The sequence below is a fragment of the Mesorhizobium sp. M0626 genome, assembly GCF_040320665.1.
In the GTDB taxonomy this organism is placed as follows: Bacteria; Pseudomonadota; Alphaproteobacteria; order Rhizobiales; family Rhizobiaceae; genus Mesorhizobium.
The window spans coordinates 188,690-206,287 of the sequence record NZ_JAMYQD010000008.1 but is presented as its reverse complement, the minus strand read 5'-3'; the positions used below and the strand labels follow the sequence as shown (position 1 = coordinate 206,287).

Below are 17,598 nucleotides of genomic sequence, written 5' to 3'. Positions count from 1 at the left end.
AGCCAATCTCCCCGCTTGAGGGGGAGATGTCCGGCAGGACAGAGGGGGGTGCTTGGCGCAAACCTCAATCATGCCGGCTCGTCCATCAAATGCAAATGCTCGCGGTTGAACGTCAGCACCACCGCTTCGCCTTTCGCCGGCAGCTTTGTCCCGGCCGGTACGATGGCGTGCAGCCTCAACCCGTCGGCGTCGAGCGTCAGCTTGGTCGTAGCGCCGAGATAGTTGGTTCCGACCAGGCGCGCGGCGACGCCCTCGCCTTTGGCGGCGCGGCCGATGCGGATGGATTCGGGACGCAGGCTGCCCCAGCGGTGCTGGCCGGAATAGCGCTGGACGAAGTCCGGCGGCAGTACGTTGGAGGAGCCGACGAAATCGGCGACGAAGCGGGTCTTCGGCCGCTGGTAGATGTCTTCCGGCGTGCCGATCTGCATGATCTTGCCGTCATTGAAGACGGCGACGCGGTCGGCCATCGACAGCGCTTCGCCCTGGTCGTGGGTGACGAAGACGAAGGTGATGCCGAGCGCCTTCTGCAGCGACTTCAGCTCTTCCTGCATGTTCTCGCGCAGCTTGAGGTCGAGCGCGCCGAGCGGCTCGTCGAGCAAAAGCACCTTGGGCTGGTTGACCAGCGCACGGGCCAGCGCGACGCGCTGGCGTTGGCCGCCGGAGAGCTGGCCGGGACGGCGGGCGCCATAGCCGGGAAGCCGCACCAGCGACAATGCCTCTTCCGCCGCCTTCTGCCGCTGCGGCTTGGCGATGCCCTTGACCATCAGCCCGTAGGCGACGTTGTCCAGCACGTTCAAATGCGGGAACAGCGCGTAGTCCTGGAACACCGTGTTGACGTTGCGGCGATAGGGCGGCACGCCCTCGGCTCGGTCGCCGAAGATCGAGATCGAGCCCGAGGTCGGCTGCTCGAAGCCGGCGATGAGGCGCAGGCAGGTCGTCTTGCCGGACCCCGACGGACCGAGCATGGCGAAGAACTCGCCCGGCACGATATCGAGATCGACCGCATCGACGGCGCGCACGCTGCCGAAATGGCGAGAGACTTTCTGGAAGGAAACGGCCGATGTCATGGGCTGTCCGTCTGTTGCCGGTTTGTGTTCGTCGAAATAGCTCTTGCCGCCACCAATCAGGCCAGCGGGCACGGCACTTCACCTCCCCCTCGATGGGGGAGGTCGCGGCGAAGCCGCGGGTGGGGTGACTAGCACCGGACGTCAGCGTTGCCCCCCCGACGCTGCGCGTCGACCCTCCCCACAAGGGGGAGGGTTAAGGGAGCTCACCGCCCGCCGATGACGCCGATATAGTCGGACACCCAGCGGTAGTAGGGCACGCAGTGGTCGTTCTGGGTGGCGCACTTCGAGACCGGCGTCTTCCAGAACTTGATCTTGTCGAAGTTCTCGTAGCCGTTGGTCTTGCAGCCTTCCTCGCCGAGCAGCTCGTTGCCCTTGCAGGCAGCGGGCACCACGGGGAGCGAGCCGAACCAGGCCGAGACATCGCCTTGCACCTTGGGCGACAGCGAATGCTCAAGCCACATATAGGCGCAGTTGGGATGCGCGGCGTCGGCCTCCATCATGGTGGTGTCGGCCCAGCCGGTGACGCCTTCTTCCGGCACGGTCGAGGCGACCGGCTTCTTGGCGGCAACCAGCGTGTTGACCTGGTAAGGCCACGAACCGGAAGCGACGACGCCTTCGTTCTGGAAGTCGTCGACCTGGATGGCGGCGTCATGCCAGTAGCGGCCGACCAGCGTCCGCTGAACACGCAGCAGCTCGAGCGCTGCCTTGTACTGGTCTTCGTTCAGTTCGTACGGGTCCTTGATGCCGAGTTCCGGCTTGTGGAACATCAAATAGTTGGCGGCGTCGGCGATGTGGATCGGGCCGTCATAGGCCTGGACGCGGCCCTTGTTGGACTTGCCGTCCGGCAGGTTCATTTCCTCGAAGACGACGTTCCAGCTCTTGGGCGCTTCCTTGAAGACATCGGTGTTGTACATCAGGATGTTCGGGCCCCACTGATAGGGAACGCCGTAATGCACCTTGTCGACGGTGAACCAGGGCGCATCCTTCAGACGGTCGTCTACCGCCTTCCAGCTCGGGATGAGATCGGTGTTGATCGGCTGCACGCGCTTGCCGGCAACGAGGCGCAGCGATGCGTCACCCGAAGCGGTGACTAGATCGAACCCACCCTCATTCATCAGCGAGACCATCTCGTCGGAGGTGTTCGCGGTCTTGACGTTGACCTTGCAGCCGCTCTCCTTCTCGAAGGAGGTCACCCAGTCATAGCCCTTGTCGGTTTCGCCGCGCTCGATGTACCCCGGCCAGGCAACGATGCTGACCTCCCCTTCGCCCTTGCCAAGTTCCTTGACCTGGGCGACGGCCTGACCGGAAAAGGTCAGCGCGACCGTCAAGGCGGTGCACGTCTTCAGGAATGAATTCATCGTCAATCTCCCATTTTGGCGCCTGACTGCGAAGCGAGTCGCCGCCGCGGTCAGCCGCAGGCTGAAAAGCGTCAGTTCATTCGATGGCACGTTGCCGCTCTGATGGCGGCTTTCGTCCCTGACATGAAAAGTGCTCGGAAAATTCCGGTTTCGCAAATTCATTTATCAGAAACGCGATATCGGTTTTTCCGATAGATAACCACGCAACCCTATCAACGCTGCTGGCGTACCATACGCTGCGACTGGGCAAGGCCGATGAAGTCGCGCGACGCCTGCGGCAGACCGGAGCCGCGGCGCCAGACCATGCCGACCTGGACGACCGGCAGGGAACCCGAAATGTCGCGCGATTCGATGCGGTCGCCTTCCAGCGACCACGGCCGGTAGACTAGGTCGGGCAGCAACGCCACGCCCGCACCTGTGGCGACGAGGCTGCGAACGGCTTCGACCGAGCGGGTGCGAAAGGCGACATGCGGCCTGGCGCCGATCGCCGCCAGAAGCTTGCCGGTGTTCTCCTCGATCTCGTCGACGGTCAGCATGATCAGCGGCTCGCCGGCAATGTCGCCTATGCCGATAATGTCGGCGCTGGCCAGCTTGTGGCCGAGCGGGACCCACAGCCGGTAGGCCGAGACCTCGAGGATTTCCGACTGCAGCGCGGTGCGGTCGCGCAAATTGGAGGTGACCATGACGGCAATGTCGAGCTTGCCGCCGATCAGCAGATGTTCGAGATAGTCGCCATTGTCCTCGATGGCCGAGACATCGACGCCGGGATAGGCGCGGCGGTAGCGCGCCAGCAGATCGGACAGCACATAGCCCGCGACCAGCGAGGTGACGCCGAGCTGCAGCCGCCCGCCGGCCACCACCTGGTCGTCGGAAAAAGCGCGGCGCGCGTCGGAGACGTCGGCCAGGATCTTGGTCGCATGGCGCAGGAACTGGTGGCCTTTGTGAGTAATGTTGAGGCCACGTGGATGGCGCTCGAACAATTCGACGCCGAGATCGCTCTCCAGCTCCTTGATCGCCTCGGTGACCGAGGATTGCGAGATGGAGAGGTTTTGTGCGGCGCCCGACACCGTGCCTTGCTCGGCGACGGCAATGAAGAACTGCAACTGGCGGATGGTGAAAGCCATGGCCGGACTAAACACCGGCGCGACGGGGAAGGAAAGCCGAAGGCGGGCCTTATACCCATACGGCTTGAGGCGCCTCCTGGTCAGCGGAATCCGAGGCGCCGCCGGCAGGCTGAACCGTAGCGCAGCGCGAGCATAAACGCCGTCTCCAGCGCCAAAACGATGACGATGATGCGAAAGCCGATGGCATAGGAATCCCGGCCGCTGCCGCGCATAAGGTAGCCGGTGACGAGGAAGCCGGTGTTCCATAGCGTGGCGCCGAGCAGCGTCGCCGCCGCGAAGGGCAAGAGTGGAAGACGGAGCGCGCCGGCCGCGATCGGCAGATAGTTGCGAACCGTCGGGATGAACTGCGCCAGCAAGGAGACCCGGACATGATGGCGGCGGTAGGCCTGACCAAGCTTGCTGTAGGTCGCATAGCGCAAGCAGACATATTTGCCGAAACGCTCGACCAGCCTGTCGGCACGATCCAATCCAATCCTACGGCCCACACTATACCAGACAAGGCAGCCTGTGATGGCGGACAGCGTCGTCACCAGAAGCAGGATCGCCAGCGCCAGGAGATCGGAGGCTGCCGTCATGCCGAGGAACAGCAGCAGCACATGCGAGGGCGGCAGCGGCAGGATCTTTTCAGTGAAGGCGAGACAGCCGACACCAAGCAGGCCGAAGCCCAGGATCGCCGACAGTGGATCAGTCATGCGAAGCGCCAGTCATAGGTTTTGAGGTTCTTGATCCTGGACACCTTATACACCGTCATACACCGTCGCCGGCGGAAAGTTGCGGAATGTCCAGCCAAGCCGGGTCCGCTTCCAGGTCGGAGCGCGCAAGCGTCCAGGAAAGACAAGGCATCGTTTGCAGCATGGTGGCCTCATTGGTGATGCGGGCGATTCGCCCGGCCCGCATTTCGACGAGGCGCTGTTTGCGGCTGCCAAGTTGCATGGACATTGCGAAGAGCGGGATGATTGAAAAAAGCAATTTTTCACCAGAACGACATCTTATGCGGCCGGCGACGCGGCGCGCATGATGCACAACATCGCCTTCGTGGTATCGGGTGGCGGCATGGGCCGGGATCGCGGCGCGCCAGTCGCTGGTGTTTGGCTAGGCCGCAGCGATGCTGAGGCGCGCTCCAGCCTCGGCAAGTGCCGAGGCAATGTCGCGCGGCGGCGGCTGGTCGGTGGCGAGTTCGGAAAAACCGTCGAAGCCGCAGACCTGGACCAGACCCTGGCGACCGAACTTGGTGTGGTCGGTGATGACCAGCGAGCGCTGGCCGCGCGACAGCACCATGCGGGCGAACTCCGCCTCTTCCAGATCGTAGTCGGCAAGGCCTGCGGCGGCATCGACGGCGCCGATCGAAATCACCGCATGGCTGACCGAGAAGCGGCTGACGAAATCGATCGCCGAGGCGCCGAAGGCGGCCCCGGAATCGCTGCGCAATTCGCCCCCGGCCATATAGACCTTGTTGCCGTTGACGGTGGCCAGCGTGCGGGCGATATCGGACGAGTTGGTGACGACCGTCAGCCGCCGGTGGCCGAGCAGTTCGCGGGCCAGGAACGAGGTCGTGGTGCCGGTGTCCAGCATGACCGATTCACCGTCGCGAATGGTGGCAGCGACCATGCGGGCGATCAGCCGCTTGGCCTCGGCATTGTCGCGCATGCGCCGCTCGAAGGGCGCTTCGCCGGCCATCGACGGCAGGCCGATGGCGCCATGCATCTTGAGCACCGAGCCATTGCCGGTCAGTGGCTTGACATCCCGGCGCACCGTTTCAAGCGAAACCCCCAGCCGGTCGGCGAGGCTGGCAATGGTGACGGTGCCCTCTTCCTTGAGGAGGCGGAGGATTTCGCAATGCCGTTTCGAATGGATCATCTGGCTTCCTCAATTTGCGGCCTGCCCGGTTTTAGGGCAATGCCGCCGTTTTTAAAGGAATTGCTCGTGGTTTCGGGCAAAACACCCAAAAAAAGTCACAACATTTCATTGACAGTTAGGTAGCACTGGCGTGACATTGACGGCGTGACAGCTTCGGAACTGCCACGGGAGGGTGATGGCAGAGCCGCAATTCACGGACCGGACCGTCTGGCCAGACCGTCTGGGTTTGAACTGGCACAAAAGTTTCTCAAATCCGCGGGGGCGGAGACCGGGTATCAAAACCTGGCCAGAGGGGCTCGTCGGTGCGGCGCGGGATAGGAGTTCCTGCGTCCCGCACCGACGAGATTTTTTACGTTTCCCAACGCTCGTTGCGCGGCGCATGGCGCCCAAGAAAGCTCCGCAAAAGTCAGGGATGGCCCCGTGACTGCTGAAGACCGCATCCGGGCCTTGCCTTGCTGGAATGGCAGCATCGACATTGCGCCGCTGCCGGGCGGCCTCAGCAATGCCAACTATCTGGTCAAGGACGCGGCCGGGCGGCATGTCGTGCGCTTCGGCCAGGACTATCCATTTCACCACGTCTTTCGCGACCGCGAGGTGATGACGGCCCGCGCGGCGCACGCCGCAGGCTTCGCGCCGGCGGTCCGCCATTCCGAACCCGGCATCATGGTCACGGAATTCCTCGGCGCGAAAACCTATGTTGCCGAGGACGTGCGCGCCAATATCGGCCGCGTCGCAGCCCTTATGCGCGGGTTCCATCGCGAGATGCCCAATCACATCTCCGGCGCCGGCTTCATGTTCTGGGTCTTCCATGTCATCCGCGACTATGCGCGAACGCTGAGCGAAGGCGGCAGCCGCAAGCGCGACGAGCTGCCCAGGCTGCTGGCTCTGGCCGACGAGTTGGAGCGGGCGCAGAAGCTGCTGCCGATCGTATTCGGCCACAACGATCTTCTGCCGGCAAATATCCTCGACGATGGCGACAGGTTGTGGCTCATCGATTTCGAATATGCCGGTTTCAACACCGCGATGTTCGATCTTGCCGGCGTTGCCTCCAACGCCGAGATGAGCGACGCGGAGTCCTTCACTTTCCTCACGGCGTATTTCATGCGCGAGCCGGATGAGGCGATCCGCCGCTCGCACGCGGCCATGCAATGCGCCTCGCTGCTGCGCGAGGCGATGTGGAGCATGGTTTCCGAACTTTACCTCGACGCGCCCGGCATCGACTACGTCGCCTACACCGCGGAGAACCTGACGCGGCTTGACGCGGCGCTGGACAATTACCGCACGAAATACGGGACACAGTCATGAGCTTGCCCACGCATGCCGGCATCGTCGTCATCGGCGGCGGCATTATCGGCTGTTCGACGGCCTATCACCTGGCGCGCGATCACAAGGCCGATGTCGTGTTGCTGGAACAGGGGAAGCTGACCTCGGGTTCGACCTGGCACGCGGCCGGGCTGGTCGGCCAGCTGCGCTCGTCCGCCTCGATCACCCGCGTGCTCAAATATTCGGTCGAACTCTACAAGGGGCTGGAAGCCGAAACCGGTCTTGCTACCGGCTGGAAGATGACCGGGTGCCTCAGGCTCGCCACCAATGCCGACCGCTGGACCGAATACAAAAGGCTGGCGACGACGGCAAAAAGCTTCGGCATGGACATGCAATTGCTGTCGCCGGACAAGGTGAAGAAGATGTGGCCGCTGCTGGAGACCGGCGACCTCGTCGGCGCCTCCTGGCTGCCGACCGATGGGCAGGCCAGCCCCTCCGACATCACGCAGTCGCTGGCCAAGGGCGCGCGCATGCATGGCGCCAAGCTGTTCGAGGACGTCCGCGTTACCGGCTTTGACATGACGGACGGGCACATCACCGCGGTGAAGACCAACAAGGGCGACATTGCTTGCGACAAGGTGGTGAACTGCGCCGGGCAATGGTCACGCCAGGTCGGCGCGATGGCCGGCATTTGCGTGCCGCTGCAACCGGTCAAGCACCAGTACATCATCACCGAGAAGATCGACGGGCTGGCGACCGACGCGCCGACAATCCGCGATCCCGACCGCCGCACCTATTTCAAGGAAGAGGTCGGCGGGCTGGTGATGGGCGGCTATGAGCCGAACCCGCAGGCCTGGACGACCGGCCTGCCGGGCGGCGATGTCCCCGTTGACTGGGAGTTCCGGCTGTTCGACGACGACTACGATCATTTCGAGCAGCATATGAGCCAGGCGATCGCGCGCGTGCCGGCGCTGGAGACGGTCGGCGTCAAGCAGATGATCAACGGGCCGGAGAGTTTTACGCCGGACGGCAATTTCATCCTCGGTGTCGCGCCCGAATGCGCCAACATGTTCGTCGGCGCCGGCTTCAACGCCTTCGGCATCGCTTCCGGCGGCGGCGCCGGCTGGGTGCTGGCGCAATGGGTTGTCGATGGTGAAGCGCCGCTCGACCTTTGGGTGGTCGACATCAGGCGCTTTTCCGGCCTGCATCGCGATCGGCAATGGGTCAGCGATCGCACGCTGGAAGCCTATGGCAAGCATTACACGATCGGCTTTCCACATGAGGAGTATTTGTCGGGCCGGCCGCGCATCGTCTCGCCGCTCTATGACCGGCTGAAAGAGCACCGCGCGGTGTTCGGCTCCAAGCTCGGCTGGGAACGGCCGAACTGGTTCGCACCGCAGGGCACCAAGCCCGAAGACGTCTATTCGATGGGCCGGCAGAACTGGTTCTCAACCGTCGGCGACGAGCACCGGCATGTGCGCGAAAAGGTCGGCATCTTCGACCAGTCGTCCTTCGCCAAATACGAAATGACGGGTTCGGATGCGGCTAAGGCGCTGGACTGGATCTGCGCCAACGATGTCGCCAAGCCGGTGGGACGGCTGACCTACACGCAGCTTCTCAACACGCGCGGCGGCATCGAGGCCGATTTGACGGTGGCCAGGCTCGCCGAAGACAAATTCTACATCGTCACCGGCACCGGCTTCCGCACGCATGATCTCTCCTGGATCGGCGACCATGTCGGCAAGGGCCTCGACGTGACGTTGAAAGATGTCACCGAGGATTTCGGCACGCTGTCGCTGATGGGACCGCGCGCCCGCGATGTGCTTTCGGCCGTCACCGACGCGGATGTCTCAAATGCCGCCTTCCCATTCGGCCATGTCAGCGAGATCGCTATTGCCGGTCACACGGTGCGGGCGCTGCGCGTCACCTATGTCGGCGAGCTCGGCTGGGAATTGCATGTGCCAATCGCCGCCACCGGCGAAATCTTCGACACGCTGATGGCGGCAGGCAAGCCGCACGGCATCCGGCCGATCGGCTATCGGGCGCTGGAATCACTTCGGCTGGAGAAAGGTTACCGCGCCTGGGGCTCCGACATCACCCCCAACGACACGCCTCAGGAGGCCGGCCTCGGCTGGGCGGTGAAGCTGAGGAAGAACACCGATTTCGTCGGCCGGCGGGCGCTCGAAAAGATCAGCGGCGCCGACCTGAAGAAACGCTTTGCCGGCTTCACGGTCGACGATCCCGATATCGTGCTGGTCGGGCGCGAGACGATTTTGCGCAATGGCGAACCGGTCGGCTATCTCACCAGCGGCGGTTATGGCTACACGCTGGCTAAGAACATCGGCTATGGCTATGTCCGCAACGCCGATGGCGTCGGCGACGATTTCCTCGGCTCGGGCGACTATGAGCTGGTGGTCGCCATGGAGCTGACGCCGGCGAAGATCCATCTCGAACCGATGTACGATCCTTCGATGAGCAGGATCAAGGCATAGGCTGCGCCAGACTCAGCTCACGCGCAGCACAAGGCCGCGGCTGGGCACGGTGTCAGCCTCGCCCGGCATCGAAACATAAGGCGCAGTCTCCTCGGCACGAACGACCCTGCCCTCAGCCTCGAGCGCAGCGATGCGATCGGCAAAGCCGGCGTTCCACAGCGTGTTCTTGATGGTCAGCACGATGACGCCACCGGGACGGCAGACGCGGATCAGTTCGTCCAGCCCCTCGGCGCCGACATGGCCGGAGGTGAAAACGCCGGCCGAGACGATGCCGGCATAGGCATTGTCGGCAAAGGGGAGCGGGCCGCCGAGCGCCAGGCAATGCAGCGCCGAATAGACGCCCTTTGCCGCCGCCTTGGCCAGCATGCCTTGCGAAATATCGAGCGCTTCGACCTGGGGATAGCCGGTGATGGCCAGCCACTCGCCGATCAGCCCGGTGCCGGCCCCGGCATCGAGAAGCGGGGCCGCGCCGCGCGGCAGATGCCGTGCGAGCAGGGCCAGGCAGATCGTCGGATGGCGGTAGCCGGCGGCCGACATATCGGCATCGTAGGTTTCCGACCAATTGTCGTAGATCGCGGCGACGTCCTCGGGCCGTTGCGCCGAATAGGCGGCGCCAAGCCCGCCATGATCCTTGTTGCCCGCCATGGCTGTTTCTCCGGCAGCTCGCTGCTCACCCTCGATCGGGATGATAGCCAAACGGCGAAAACTGTGGAACCGTTGTCGCAAGAAATAACACGCCAGGGGCAACAGGCATGGGGACCGACGAGGCACGCGCAACACTTGCGGCAATTCCGGCATTGGCGGGCTATGACGGACCGCTTGAGCGGCTGGGCGGGATGACCAATCTCGTCTTTCGGGCCGGCGATATCTGCCTGCGTATCCCCGGCAAAGGCACCGAGGAGTATATCAACCGCGCCAATGAAGCGGTGGCGGCGCGTGAGGCGGCCAAAGCGGGCGTCAGCCCCGAAGTGCTGCATGTCGACCCCGCGACAGGCGTGCTGGCGAGCCGCTTCGTTGCCGGCGCCGTGACGATGTCGCCGGAAAAGTTCAAGCTGCGCGCCGGCAGCCCGGCCCGCGCCGGCGAAGCCTTCCGCAAGCTGCACACGTCCGGTGCGGTATTTCCGTTCCGCTTCGAGCTGTTTGCGATGATCGACGACTATCTCAAGGTCTTATCGACCAAGGAAGTCGCCTTGCCGCCGGGCTACCACGACGTGGTGCGCGAATCCGACACCGTGCGTGCGTCCCTTGCCGCGCATAGACTGCCGATTGCCGCCTGCCATTGCGATCCACTGTGCGAGAATTTTCTCGATACGGGCGAGCGGATGTGGATCGTCGACTGGGAATATTCGGGGATGAATGACCCGCTCTGGGATCTCGGCGACCTCTCGGTCGAAGGCCGGTTCGACACCGCGCAGGAGGAAGAGATGATGCGCGCCTATTTCGGCGGCGAGGCAAAACCGGCCGAGCGCGGCCGCGTCGTCACCTACAAGGCGATGTGCGACCTGTTGTGGACGCTCTGGGGCCTTATCCAGCTTGCCAACAACAACCCGGTCGAGGATTTCCGCGCCTATGCCGACGGCCGCTTCGCCCGTTGCAAGGCGCTGATGGAAACGCCTGAGTTTTCACGGCATCTGGCGGCGGTGCGCCAAGGTTAGGTCAATTCACGCCTTTCGGCACGTTCTCCGGCGGCACGCCTGTTTCGACCACCTTCTGGCGGTGGAAGATGAACAGGCCGGCGAGCACGACGATGGCCGAGCCGATCAGGATGCGCGGTCCCGGCACGTCGCCGAAGAAGGCCAGGCCGAAGATCACCGCCCATAGAAGCAGGCTGTAGTGCAGCGGCGCCAGCGTCGAGGCAGGGGCCAGTTTCAGCGCCCTGGTAATCATCAGATGCGCGCTGCAGGAGACGATGCCGAGCAGGAGCATGGCGCCGAAATCGAGTGCCGAGGGCGTCTGCCAGGCGCCGATGGTCATCACGCCGCCGACCAGCAGCGTGCCGATAGTCTGCCAGGTGACCAGCGTTGTGTCGCTGGTGCCGCGCAGGCGGCGGCTGAGGATGATGGCAAAGGCGAAGGCGATGCTGCCGACCAGTGCGAACAGCGAGGACTGCGAGAACGCCGCCGAAGACGGCTTCAAGATGATCAGCACGCCGCAGAAGCCGACCATGATGGCGGCCCAGCGGCGCCAGCCGACCTTTTCGCCGAGCAGGAAATGCGACAGCGCCGCCACATAGATCGGCCCGGCCATGTAGAAGCTCATCACGTCGGCAAGCGGAAGATAGACGACGGCGGCATAGAACAGCGCCGTGTCCGCCGTGGTCGCCAGCACGCGCAGAATCTGGAGGACCGGCCGCTCCATCCGGAACAGTCTGCGGGCGCCCTGGTTGGCGATCATCGGGCCGAGCACGATGAAGGCGCCGATGGATCGGATCAGCACCACCTGGCCGACCGAGAAGCTGGCGACCAGCCATTTGCCCATCGCGTCGTTCAGCGCGAACATGAAGTCGCCGGCCAGCATCAAGAGGATGCCGGCCAGAAGCGCGTTCCTGATAGTGAAGGTGCGGACGAGCGACTGGGCCATGCGGCTCCCTAGCTGCAAGCGGTCGCTTTGACGAGGCAAATCGGTAAGACCAGCGGCGGAAATCGGCTGTTTCTACGCAGTTTTGTGCCGCCGGTTCACCTGTCCGGGACGGCCGGCGATCGACAGCCGTGTCTCCTGTTTCGTGCGCTCGGCCACCACCTTGCCCCTGGCGACGACGCACAGCCGTTCGGCACGTAACCTCAAGGCTTCGATCGGGTTGCCGGCATCGAGGATAACGAAGCTGGCGCGCTTGCCCACGGCAAGGCCGAGATGATCGAGGCCCATGATGGCGGCGTTGACGTTGGTGACCATGTCGAAGCAGCGTGCCATGTCGGCAGGGCTCGACATCTGAGCGACGTGAAGCCCCATGAAGGCGACGTCGAGCATGTCGGCGGTGCCCAGCGAATACCAGGGGTCGAGAACGCAATCCTGGCCCCAACCGACCCGGATGCCGAGCGCCAGCATCTCCTTCACCCGGGTCATCCCGCGGCGTTTGGGAAACGTGTCGTGGCGGCCCTGCAGCATGATGTTGATCAACGGATTGGGGATCGCCGACACACCGGCCTCGGCAATCAGCGGCAGGAGCTTGGAGACGTAATAATTGTCCATCGAGTGCATTGAAGTCAGATGCGAGCCGGCCACCTTGCCCTGAAGGCCAAGGCGCTGCGTCTCACAGGCAAGCTGCTCGATGTGGCGCGACAGCGGATCGTCGGTCTCGTCGCAATGCAGGTCGACCATCAGCCCGCGCTTCGCCGCGATTTCGCACAATTCGGTCACCGAGCGCGTGCCGTCGGCCATGGTGCGTTCGAAATGCGGGATGCCGCCGACGATGTCGACGCCCATGTCGAGCGCGCGCAGCGTGTTCTGGCGCGCCGTCGGCGAACGGTAGAAGCCATCCTGCGGGAAAGCGACCAGTTGCAGATCGATATAGGGCGCGACAATCTTCTTGACGTCGAGCAGCGCCTCGACCGCCAGCAGCCGGTCGTCGCAGACATCGACATGGGTACGGATGGCGAGCAGGCCCATCGAGACCGCCCAGTCGCAATAGGCGAGCGCCCGCTCGCGAACCGCGTTATGGGTCAACAGCGGCTTCAGTTCGCCCCACAGCGAAATGCCTTCCAGCAGCGTACCCGAAGCGTTGATGCGTGGAATGCCGTAGGACAGCGTCGCATCCATATGGAAATGCGGATCGACGAAGGGAGGCGAGATCAGATTGCCACGGGCGTCGATCGCCGTGCCGGCGCTGACATGCAGTTCGGGCTCGATGGCGACGATCGTCTCGCCGATGATGCCGAGGTCGGCGACGGTGCCGTCGGGCAGCGTTCCGCCGCGCACAACAAGGTCGAAATCCATCTGTCGTCATCTCCCTGAAGCTCGAACGCCGCAATCGTGGCGCAAAAGACACCGTGCCGCAGCCGATTGTCTCCGCGACAGCGAAAGGTTCCATCCGGCCACAACTCGCTCTATAAGCCGCCTTTCGCCCTGGTGGCGAATCCGAAATTCGTCAGTCAGGCATGGGATCGGCCATTTGTTTCGCTTCTTCCGTTCGACGGAAAACCAGCGCCTTATCGCAAGGCTTTTGCGGGAATCCTTTCACGCGCATAGATTTGGCTACGCTGCGGCCATTCTGTCGATGCTGGTTGTGGCGGCAACGACAGCAGCCAGCGCCTATATGCTGCGCGAAATCACCAATGAATTCGTGGTTTATAAGAGGATTGGGCAGGTCAATCTGATCGCGGCGGCGACCGGAGCGATTTTCATTCTCAAGGGCTTCGCAAACTTCATCCAGGCCTACTTCATGAGCAGGGTCGGCAATGCCATCATCGCCGACCGGCAGCGCAAGATCTATGACAGCATTCTCGCGCAAGGCATCGAATTCTATCATTCGACCTCTTCGTCCGAACTGATTTCGCGCATGACGAACAATGCCCAGGCCGCGCGCAGCGTGCTCGACCAAATCGTCACGTCCTATGTTCGCGACCTGGTGACGCTGGCTGCGCTGGTGGGGGTGATGGTCTGGCAGCAGCCGGCGCTGTCCCTGATCTGTCTGGTGATCGGGCCGATCGCCATTTACGGCGTCAATCGTATCCTGAAGCGCGTCCGAAAAATTGCCTCGCAAGAATTCCGTTCGCTCGGCCAGATCGTGCAGGTGATGCAGGAAACTGCGATCGGCGTGCGCGTCGTCAAATCCTTCGGCCTCGAAGGCGCCATGCGGAAGCGCATGTACAAGGCCGTGTCGGACGTGGAGAGCCGCGCCAACAACATCGCCACGCTGGAGGCCGCCACCAGCCCGGTTATGGAAACGCTTGCGGGGCTGGCCATCGCTGGCGCCGTTTTTGTCAGCGGCTTCCTGGTTCTGGGCGGCGGCGGTCAGATGCCGGGCAACATCATGGCCTTCATCGCGGCGCTGCTGTTGGCCTATGAGCCGGCCAAGCGCCTGGCCCGCGTACGCATCTCGCTTGAAACCGGCATTGTCGGCGTGCGCATGATGTTCCAGCTCGCCGACCGGCCGCTGACGCTGGCCGAAAAGCCGGATGCAAAGCCGCTGCGGGCCGGGCCGGGCGAGATCCATTTCGACAATGTCAGCTTCGCCTACCCCGAAAGCTCGCCGGTGTTCGAGGGACTGGACCTGACGCTTGCCGCCGGCAAAATGACGGCGCTGGTCGGACCCTCGGGCAGCGGCAAGTCGACCATCCTCAACCTGATCATGCGCATGTACGACCCGCAGGTCGGCAGGGTGATGTTCGACGGGCAGGACATTTCTTGTGCCACGCTCACCTCGGTCAGGGAAAAGATCGCCTATGTCAGCCAGGACACGTTCCTGTTTGCCGGCACGATCATGCACAACATCAGGCTCGGGCGCGAGGGCGCCACGGACGAGGAAGTAATGGCCGCCGCAAGGGCCGCCAATGCACATGACTTCATCAGCGCCCAGGCGAAAGGGTACGACACGGATGTCGGCGAGAATGGCGCGCTGCTGTCAGGCGGCCAGCGCCAGCGCATCTCGATCGCGCGCGCCATGCTGCGCAATGCCGAAATCCTGCTGCTAGACGAGGCGACCAGCGCGCTCGACGCCGAATCCGAGGCGCTTTTCCGCGACGCGCTGCAGCAGCTGACGGTCGGGCGCACCACCATCGTCATTGCCCACCGCCTGTCGACCGTGCACCAGGCCGACACGATCGTGGTGCTGGAGGCCGGCAAGGTGGTGGAAAGCGGCGCGCATCGCACGCTGCTCAACCAAGGCGGGCTGTATCAGAAGCTTTATGAATATCAGTTGATGCCATAACGGAGTGCGAGTATGCGCGCTGCTCGGTTCATGTCCTTTCTACGATCCGTCTTGTTGGGCACCTTTGCCGCGCAATCTCCTGCCATGGCTCTCGACTACGACAAGGCGCATCACCTCGACGCGGAGAACCTCGCCGAACAAGGAATCGCAAAGACCTACCAAGAAGTTTTGCCCGAGCTTCGGCAATATGTGAAAGACCCAATCGCAATCGAGGAAAGCGTAGACATGTACGCTTCACGATATGCCGTGCGCTCGGCTGGCCAGGAGTTCGTGATATACGCCCCGGATAGTGTGGGCAGCGAAGACAAAAGCTGGGGCACGGCCACTTATGTCTTCTTCAAAATCATCAATGACCAACTCACCCATTCGGGCGTGCGATACTACGCGCTCAACGGTGGAAACGACCTGTTCGGCATCTTCTTGACACCATCACAGGCGGAAGACGCAAAGCGATCGCTGCCAACCCGCACGGATTGGCCCTATCTTCCCGATCCGAAATCGCCTTGGTACGGCCAGTACCACTAGCCGGGCTGGATCACTCCGGCACGTGCCGCACCGCGCCCTTGTCGGCGCTGGTGGCGAAGGCGGCGTAAGCGCGCAGCGCGGTCGTCACCTTGCGCTTGCGCTTTTCCTCGGGCTTCCAGGCCATGGCGCCCTTTGCCTCCATGGCCGCGCGGCGCGCGTCGAGTTCAGCGTCGCTGACAGCAAGCCGGATCGTGCGGTTGGGGATGTCGATCTCGATCGTATCGCCTTCCTGCACCAGTCCGATCGTGCCGCCTTCCGCTGCTTCGGGCGAGGCATGGCCGATCGACAGGCCTGATGTGCCGCCGGAGAAGCGGCCGTCGGTGACCAGCGCGCAGGCTTTGCCGAGGCCTTTCGACTTCAGATAGCTCGTGGGGTAGAGCATTTCCTGCATGCCGGGGCCGCCACGCGGCCCTTCATAGCGGATGACGACGACATCGCCGGCCTTGATCTCGTTGGACAGGATCGCTTTGACGGAAGCGTCCTGGCTTTCGAACACGCGGGCCGGGCCGGTGAACTTCAGGATCGACTCGTCGACGCCGGCCGTCTTCACGATGCAGCCGTCGAGCGCCAGATTGCCTTTCAGCACGGCAAGGCCGCCGTCTCTCGAGAACGGCGTCTCGGCTGAGCGGATGACGCCCTTCTCGCGGTCGAGGTCGAGCTCGTCCCAGCGGCGGTCCTGGCTGAAGGCGACCTGTGTCGGCACGCCACCCGGAGCGGCGAGAAAGAAGTCGCGGACGCTCTGGCTTGAGGTGCGGGAAATGTCCCAATGGTCGAGCGCTTCGCCGAGGCTTGCCGTATGCACCGTCGGCAGGTTGCGGTTGAGCAGCCCGGCATTGTCGAGCTGGCCGAGGATCGCCATGATGCCGCCGGCACGATGGACATCTTCCATATGCACGTCGGACTTGGCCGGTGCGACCTTGCACAGCACCGGAACGCGGCGTGACAGCCGGTCGATGTCTTCCATGGTGAAATCGACCTCGCCCTCATGGGCGGCGGCCAGGATATGCAGCACGGTGTTGGTCGAGCCGCCCATGGCGATATCGAGCGTCATGGCGTTCTCGAAGGCGCCTTTGGAGGCGATGCTGCGCGGCAGTGCCGACTCATCATCCTGCTCGTAGTAGCGCTGGGCGAGATCGACGATGAGATGGCCGGCCTCGACGAACAGCCGCTTGCGGTCGGCGTGGGTTGCCAGGGTCGAGCCGTTGCCGGGTAGCGACAGGCCGAGCGCCTCGGTCAGGCAATTCATCGAATTGGCGGTGAACATGCCGGAGCACGAGCCGCAGGTCGGGCAGGCCGAGCGTTCGATGACCTTGACGTCCTCGTCGGAGATCTTGTCGTCGGCGGCGGCAACCATGGCGTCGACCAGGTCGAGCGCTTGTGTCTTGCCGGCGAGCACCACCTTGCCGGCTTCCATCGGCCCCCCGGAGACGAAGACGCTTGGGATATTGAGGCGCAAGGAGGCCATCAGCATGCCGGGCGTGATCTTGTCGCAATTGGAGATGCAGACCATGGCATCGGCGCAATGCGCGTTGACCATATATTCGACCGAGTCCGCGATCAGCTCGCGCGACGGCAGCGAATAGAGCATGCCGTCATGGCCCATGGCGATGCCGTCATCGACGGCGATGGTGTTGAATTCCTTGGCGACGCCGCCGGCCTTCTCGATCTCGCGCGCCACCAGCTGGCCAAGGTCTTTCAGATGGACATGACCCGGCACGAACTGGGTGAAGGAATTGACCACCGCGATGATCGGCTTGCCGAAATCCGAATCCTTCATGCCGGTGGCGCGCCACAGGCCGCGGGCGCCGGCCATGTTGCGGCCGTGGGTGGTGGTGCGGGAGCGATAGGCAGGCATGAATTTTCCTTGGCTGGCTGGCTGCGCCCGGTGCGGAGCGTGGCGGCGCGGAACTTGGATCGCAGGGTTTATAGACCGGCAAGTATGGTCTGGCCACTTTTTTGCAATGCGCCAGAGTCTCGCTGAAAATCAGGGTTTCGAAAAAGATTGCCGGCCAGTGTCGGATCGCTAGCCCGGCATCCGTCCTTGGA

General features: G+C 63.4%; 15 protein-coding genes. 5 read left to right on the top strand and 10 right to left on the bottom strand.

All coding sequences use genetic code 11. The annotated features are described in order from the left end of the window. Nucleotides 1–68: 68 nt before the first annotated feature. From NKI37_RS12245 to NKI37_RS12220, 6 genes are all read right to left on the bottom strand, one after another. Nucleotides 69–1,067, bottom strand: a complete 999-nt coding sequence (locus tag NKI37_RS12245; protein ID WP_352788966.1) for an ABC transporter ATP-binding protein — start codon at nucleotides 1,065–1,067, stop codon at nucleotides 69–71. Between the two features lie 203 nt (nucleotides 1,068–1,270). Continuing rightward, the gene (locus NKI37_RS12240) at nucleotides 1,271–2,425 is read right to left on the bottom strand and encodes an ABC transporter substrate-binding protein (RefSeq protein ID WP_023688802.1); all 1,155 of its coding nucleotides are present in this window, start codon (nucleotides 2,423–2,425) and stop codon (nucleotides 1,271–1,273) included. Between the two features lie 212 nt (nucleotides 2,426–2,637). Beyond that, on the bottom strand, nucleotides 2,638–3,549 hold the full coding sequence (locus NKI37_RS12235) for a LysR family transcriptional regulator (protein WP_023673412.1): 912 nt from the start codon (nucleotides 3,547–3,549) through the stop codon (nucleotides 2,638–2,640). Between the two features lie 80 nt (nucleotides 3,550–3,629). Next, nucleotides 3,630–4,241 carry a DedA family protein gene (locus tag NKI37_RS12230; RefSeq protein ID WP_023702654.1) on the bottom strand — a complete coding sequence of 204 codons (612 nt, stop codon included), beginning with the start codon at nucleotides 4,239–4,241 and terminating at the stop codon, nucleotides 3,630–3,632. 55 nt (nucleotides 4,242–4,296) lie between these two features. Further along, nucleotides 4,297–4,518: a hypothetical protein gene (locus NKI37_RS12225; protein WP_023715587.1), complete on the bottom strand. Its 222-nt coding sequence runs from the start codon at nucleotides 4,516–4,518 to the stop codon at nucleotides 4,297–4,299. Nucleotides 4,519–4,641: 123 nt separating this feature from the next. After that, complete coding sequence (locus tag NKI37_RS12220; protein WP_352788969.1) at nucleotides 4,642–5,406, bottom strand: DeoR/GlpR family DNA-binding transcription regulator; 765 nt, start codon at nucleotides 5,404–5,406, stop codon at nucleotides 4,642–4,644. Nucleotides 5,407–5,826: 420 nt separating this feature from the next. On the opposite strand from NKI37_RS12220, the gene NKI37_RS12215 reads away from it, so the two are divergent. Beyond that, a complete protein-coding gene (locus NKI37_RS12215) occupies nucleotides 5,827–6,711 on the top strand; it encodes a phosphotransferase family protein (protein ID WP_023703531.1) in 885 nt (294 codons plus the stop codon). Continuing rightward, nucleotides 6,708–9,161: a GcvT family protein gene (locus NKI37_RS12210; protein WP_023715586.1), complete on the top strand. Its 2,454-nt coding sequence runs from the start codon at nucleotides 6,708–6,710 to the stop codon at nucleotides 9,159–9,161. The genes NKI37_RS12215 and NKI37_RS12210 overlap by 4 nt, the downstream gene beginning before the upstream one ends. A 12-nt stretch (nucleotides 9,162–9,173) precedes the next feature. Here the strand turns inward: NKI37_RS12210 and NKI37_RS12205 are convergent, their stop codons facing one another. Next, the gene (locus NKI37_RS12205) at nucleotides 9,174–9,806 is read right to left on the bottom strand and encodes a class I SAM-dependent DNA methyltransferase (protein WP_023715585.1); all 633 of its coding nucleotides are present in this window, start codon (nucleotides 9,804–9,806) and stop codon (nucleotides 9,174–9,176) included. 107 nt (nucleotides 9,807–9,913) lie between these two features. Between NKI37_RS12205 and NKI37_RS12200 the strand changes: the two genes are divergently transcribed. After that, the gene (locus tag NKI37_RS12200) at nucleotides 9,914–10,816 is read left to right on the top strand and encodes a phosphotransferase family protein (protein WP_023715584.1); all 903 of its coding nucleotides are present in this window, start codon (nucleotides 9,914–9,916) and stop codon (nucleotides 10,814–10,816) included. Nucleotide 10,817: 1 nt separating this feature from the next. Here NKI37_RS12200 and NKI37_RS12195 read toward each other — a convergent pair whose 3' ends face one another. Together NKI37_RS12195 and NKI37_RS12190 are read right to left on the bottom strand one after the other, a co-directional pair. Next, nucleotides 10,818–11,741: a DMT family transporter gene (locus NKI37_RS12195; RefSeq protein WP_023715583.1), complete on the bottom strand. Its 924-nt coding sequence runs from the start codon at nucleotides 11,739–11,741 to the stop codon at nucleotides 10,818–10,820. A 72-nt stretch (nucleotides 11,742–11,813) separates the two neighbouring features. Next, the gene (locus tag NKI37_RS12190; protein WP_352788974.1) at nucleotides 11,814–13,094 is read right to left on the bottom strand and encodes an amidohydrolase family protein; all 1,281 of its coding nucleotides are present in this window, start codon (nucleotides 13,092–13,094) and stop codon (nucleotides 11,814–11,816) included. A 175-nt stretch (nucleotides 13,095–13,269) separates the two neighbouring features. On the opposite strand from NKI37_RS12190, the gene NKI37_RS12185 reads away from it, so the two are divergent. Next, on the top strand, nucleotides 13,270–15,027 hold the full coding sequence (locus NKI37_RS12185; RefSeq protein ID WP_023702647.1) for an ABC transporter ATP-binding protein: 1,758 nt from the start codon (nucleotides 13,270–13,272) through the stop codon (nucleotides 15,025–15,027). Between the two features lie 54 nt (nucleotides 15,028–15,081). Further along, nucleotides 15,082–15,552, top strand: coding sequence for a hypothetical protein (locus tag NKI37_RS12180; RefSeq protein ID WP_156033682.1), 471 nt, complete (start codon nucleotides 15,082–15,084; stop codon nucleotides 15,550–15,552). A gap of 10 nt (nucleotides 15,553–15,562) precedes the next feature. On the opposite strand, the gene ilvD is transcribed toward NKI37_RS12180, so the two are convergent. Next, nucleotides 15,563–17,407 carry a dihydroxy-acid dehydratase gene (gene ilvD / locus NKI37_RS12175; protein ID WP_023702645.1) on the bottom strand — a complete coding sequence of 615 codons (1,845 nt, stop codon included), beginning with the start codon at nucleotides 17,405–17,407 and terminating at the stop codon, nucleotides 15,563–15,565. Between the last annotated feature and the right edge of the window lie 191 nt (nucleotides 17,408–17,598).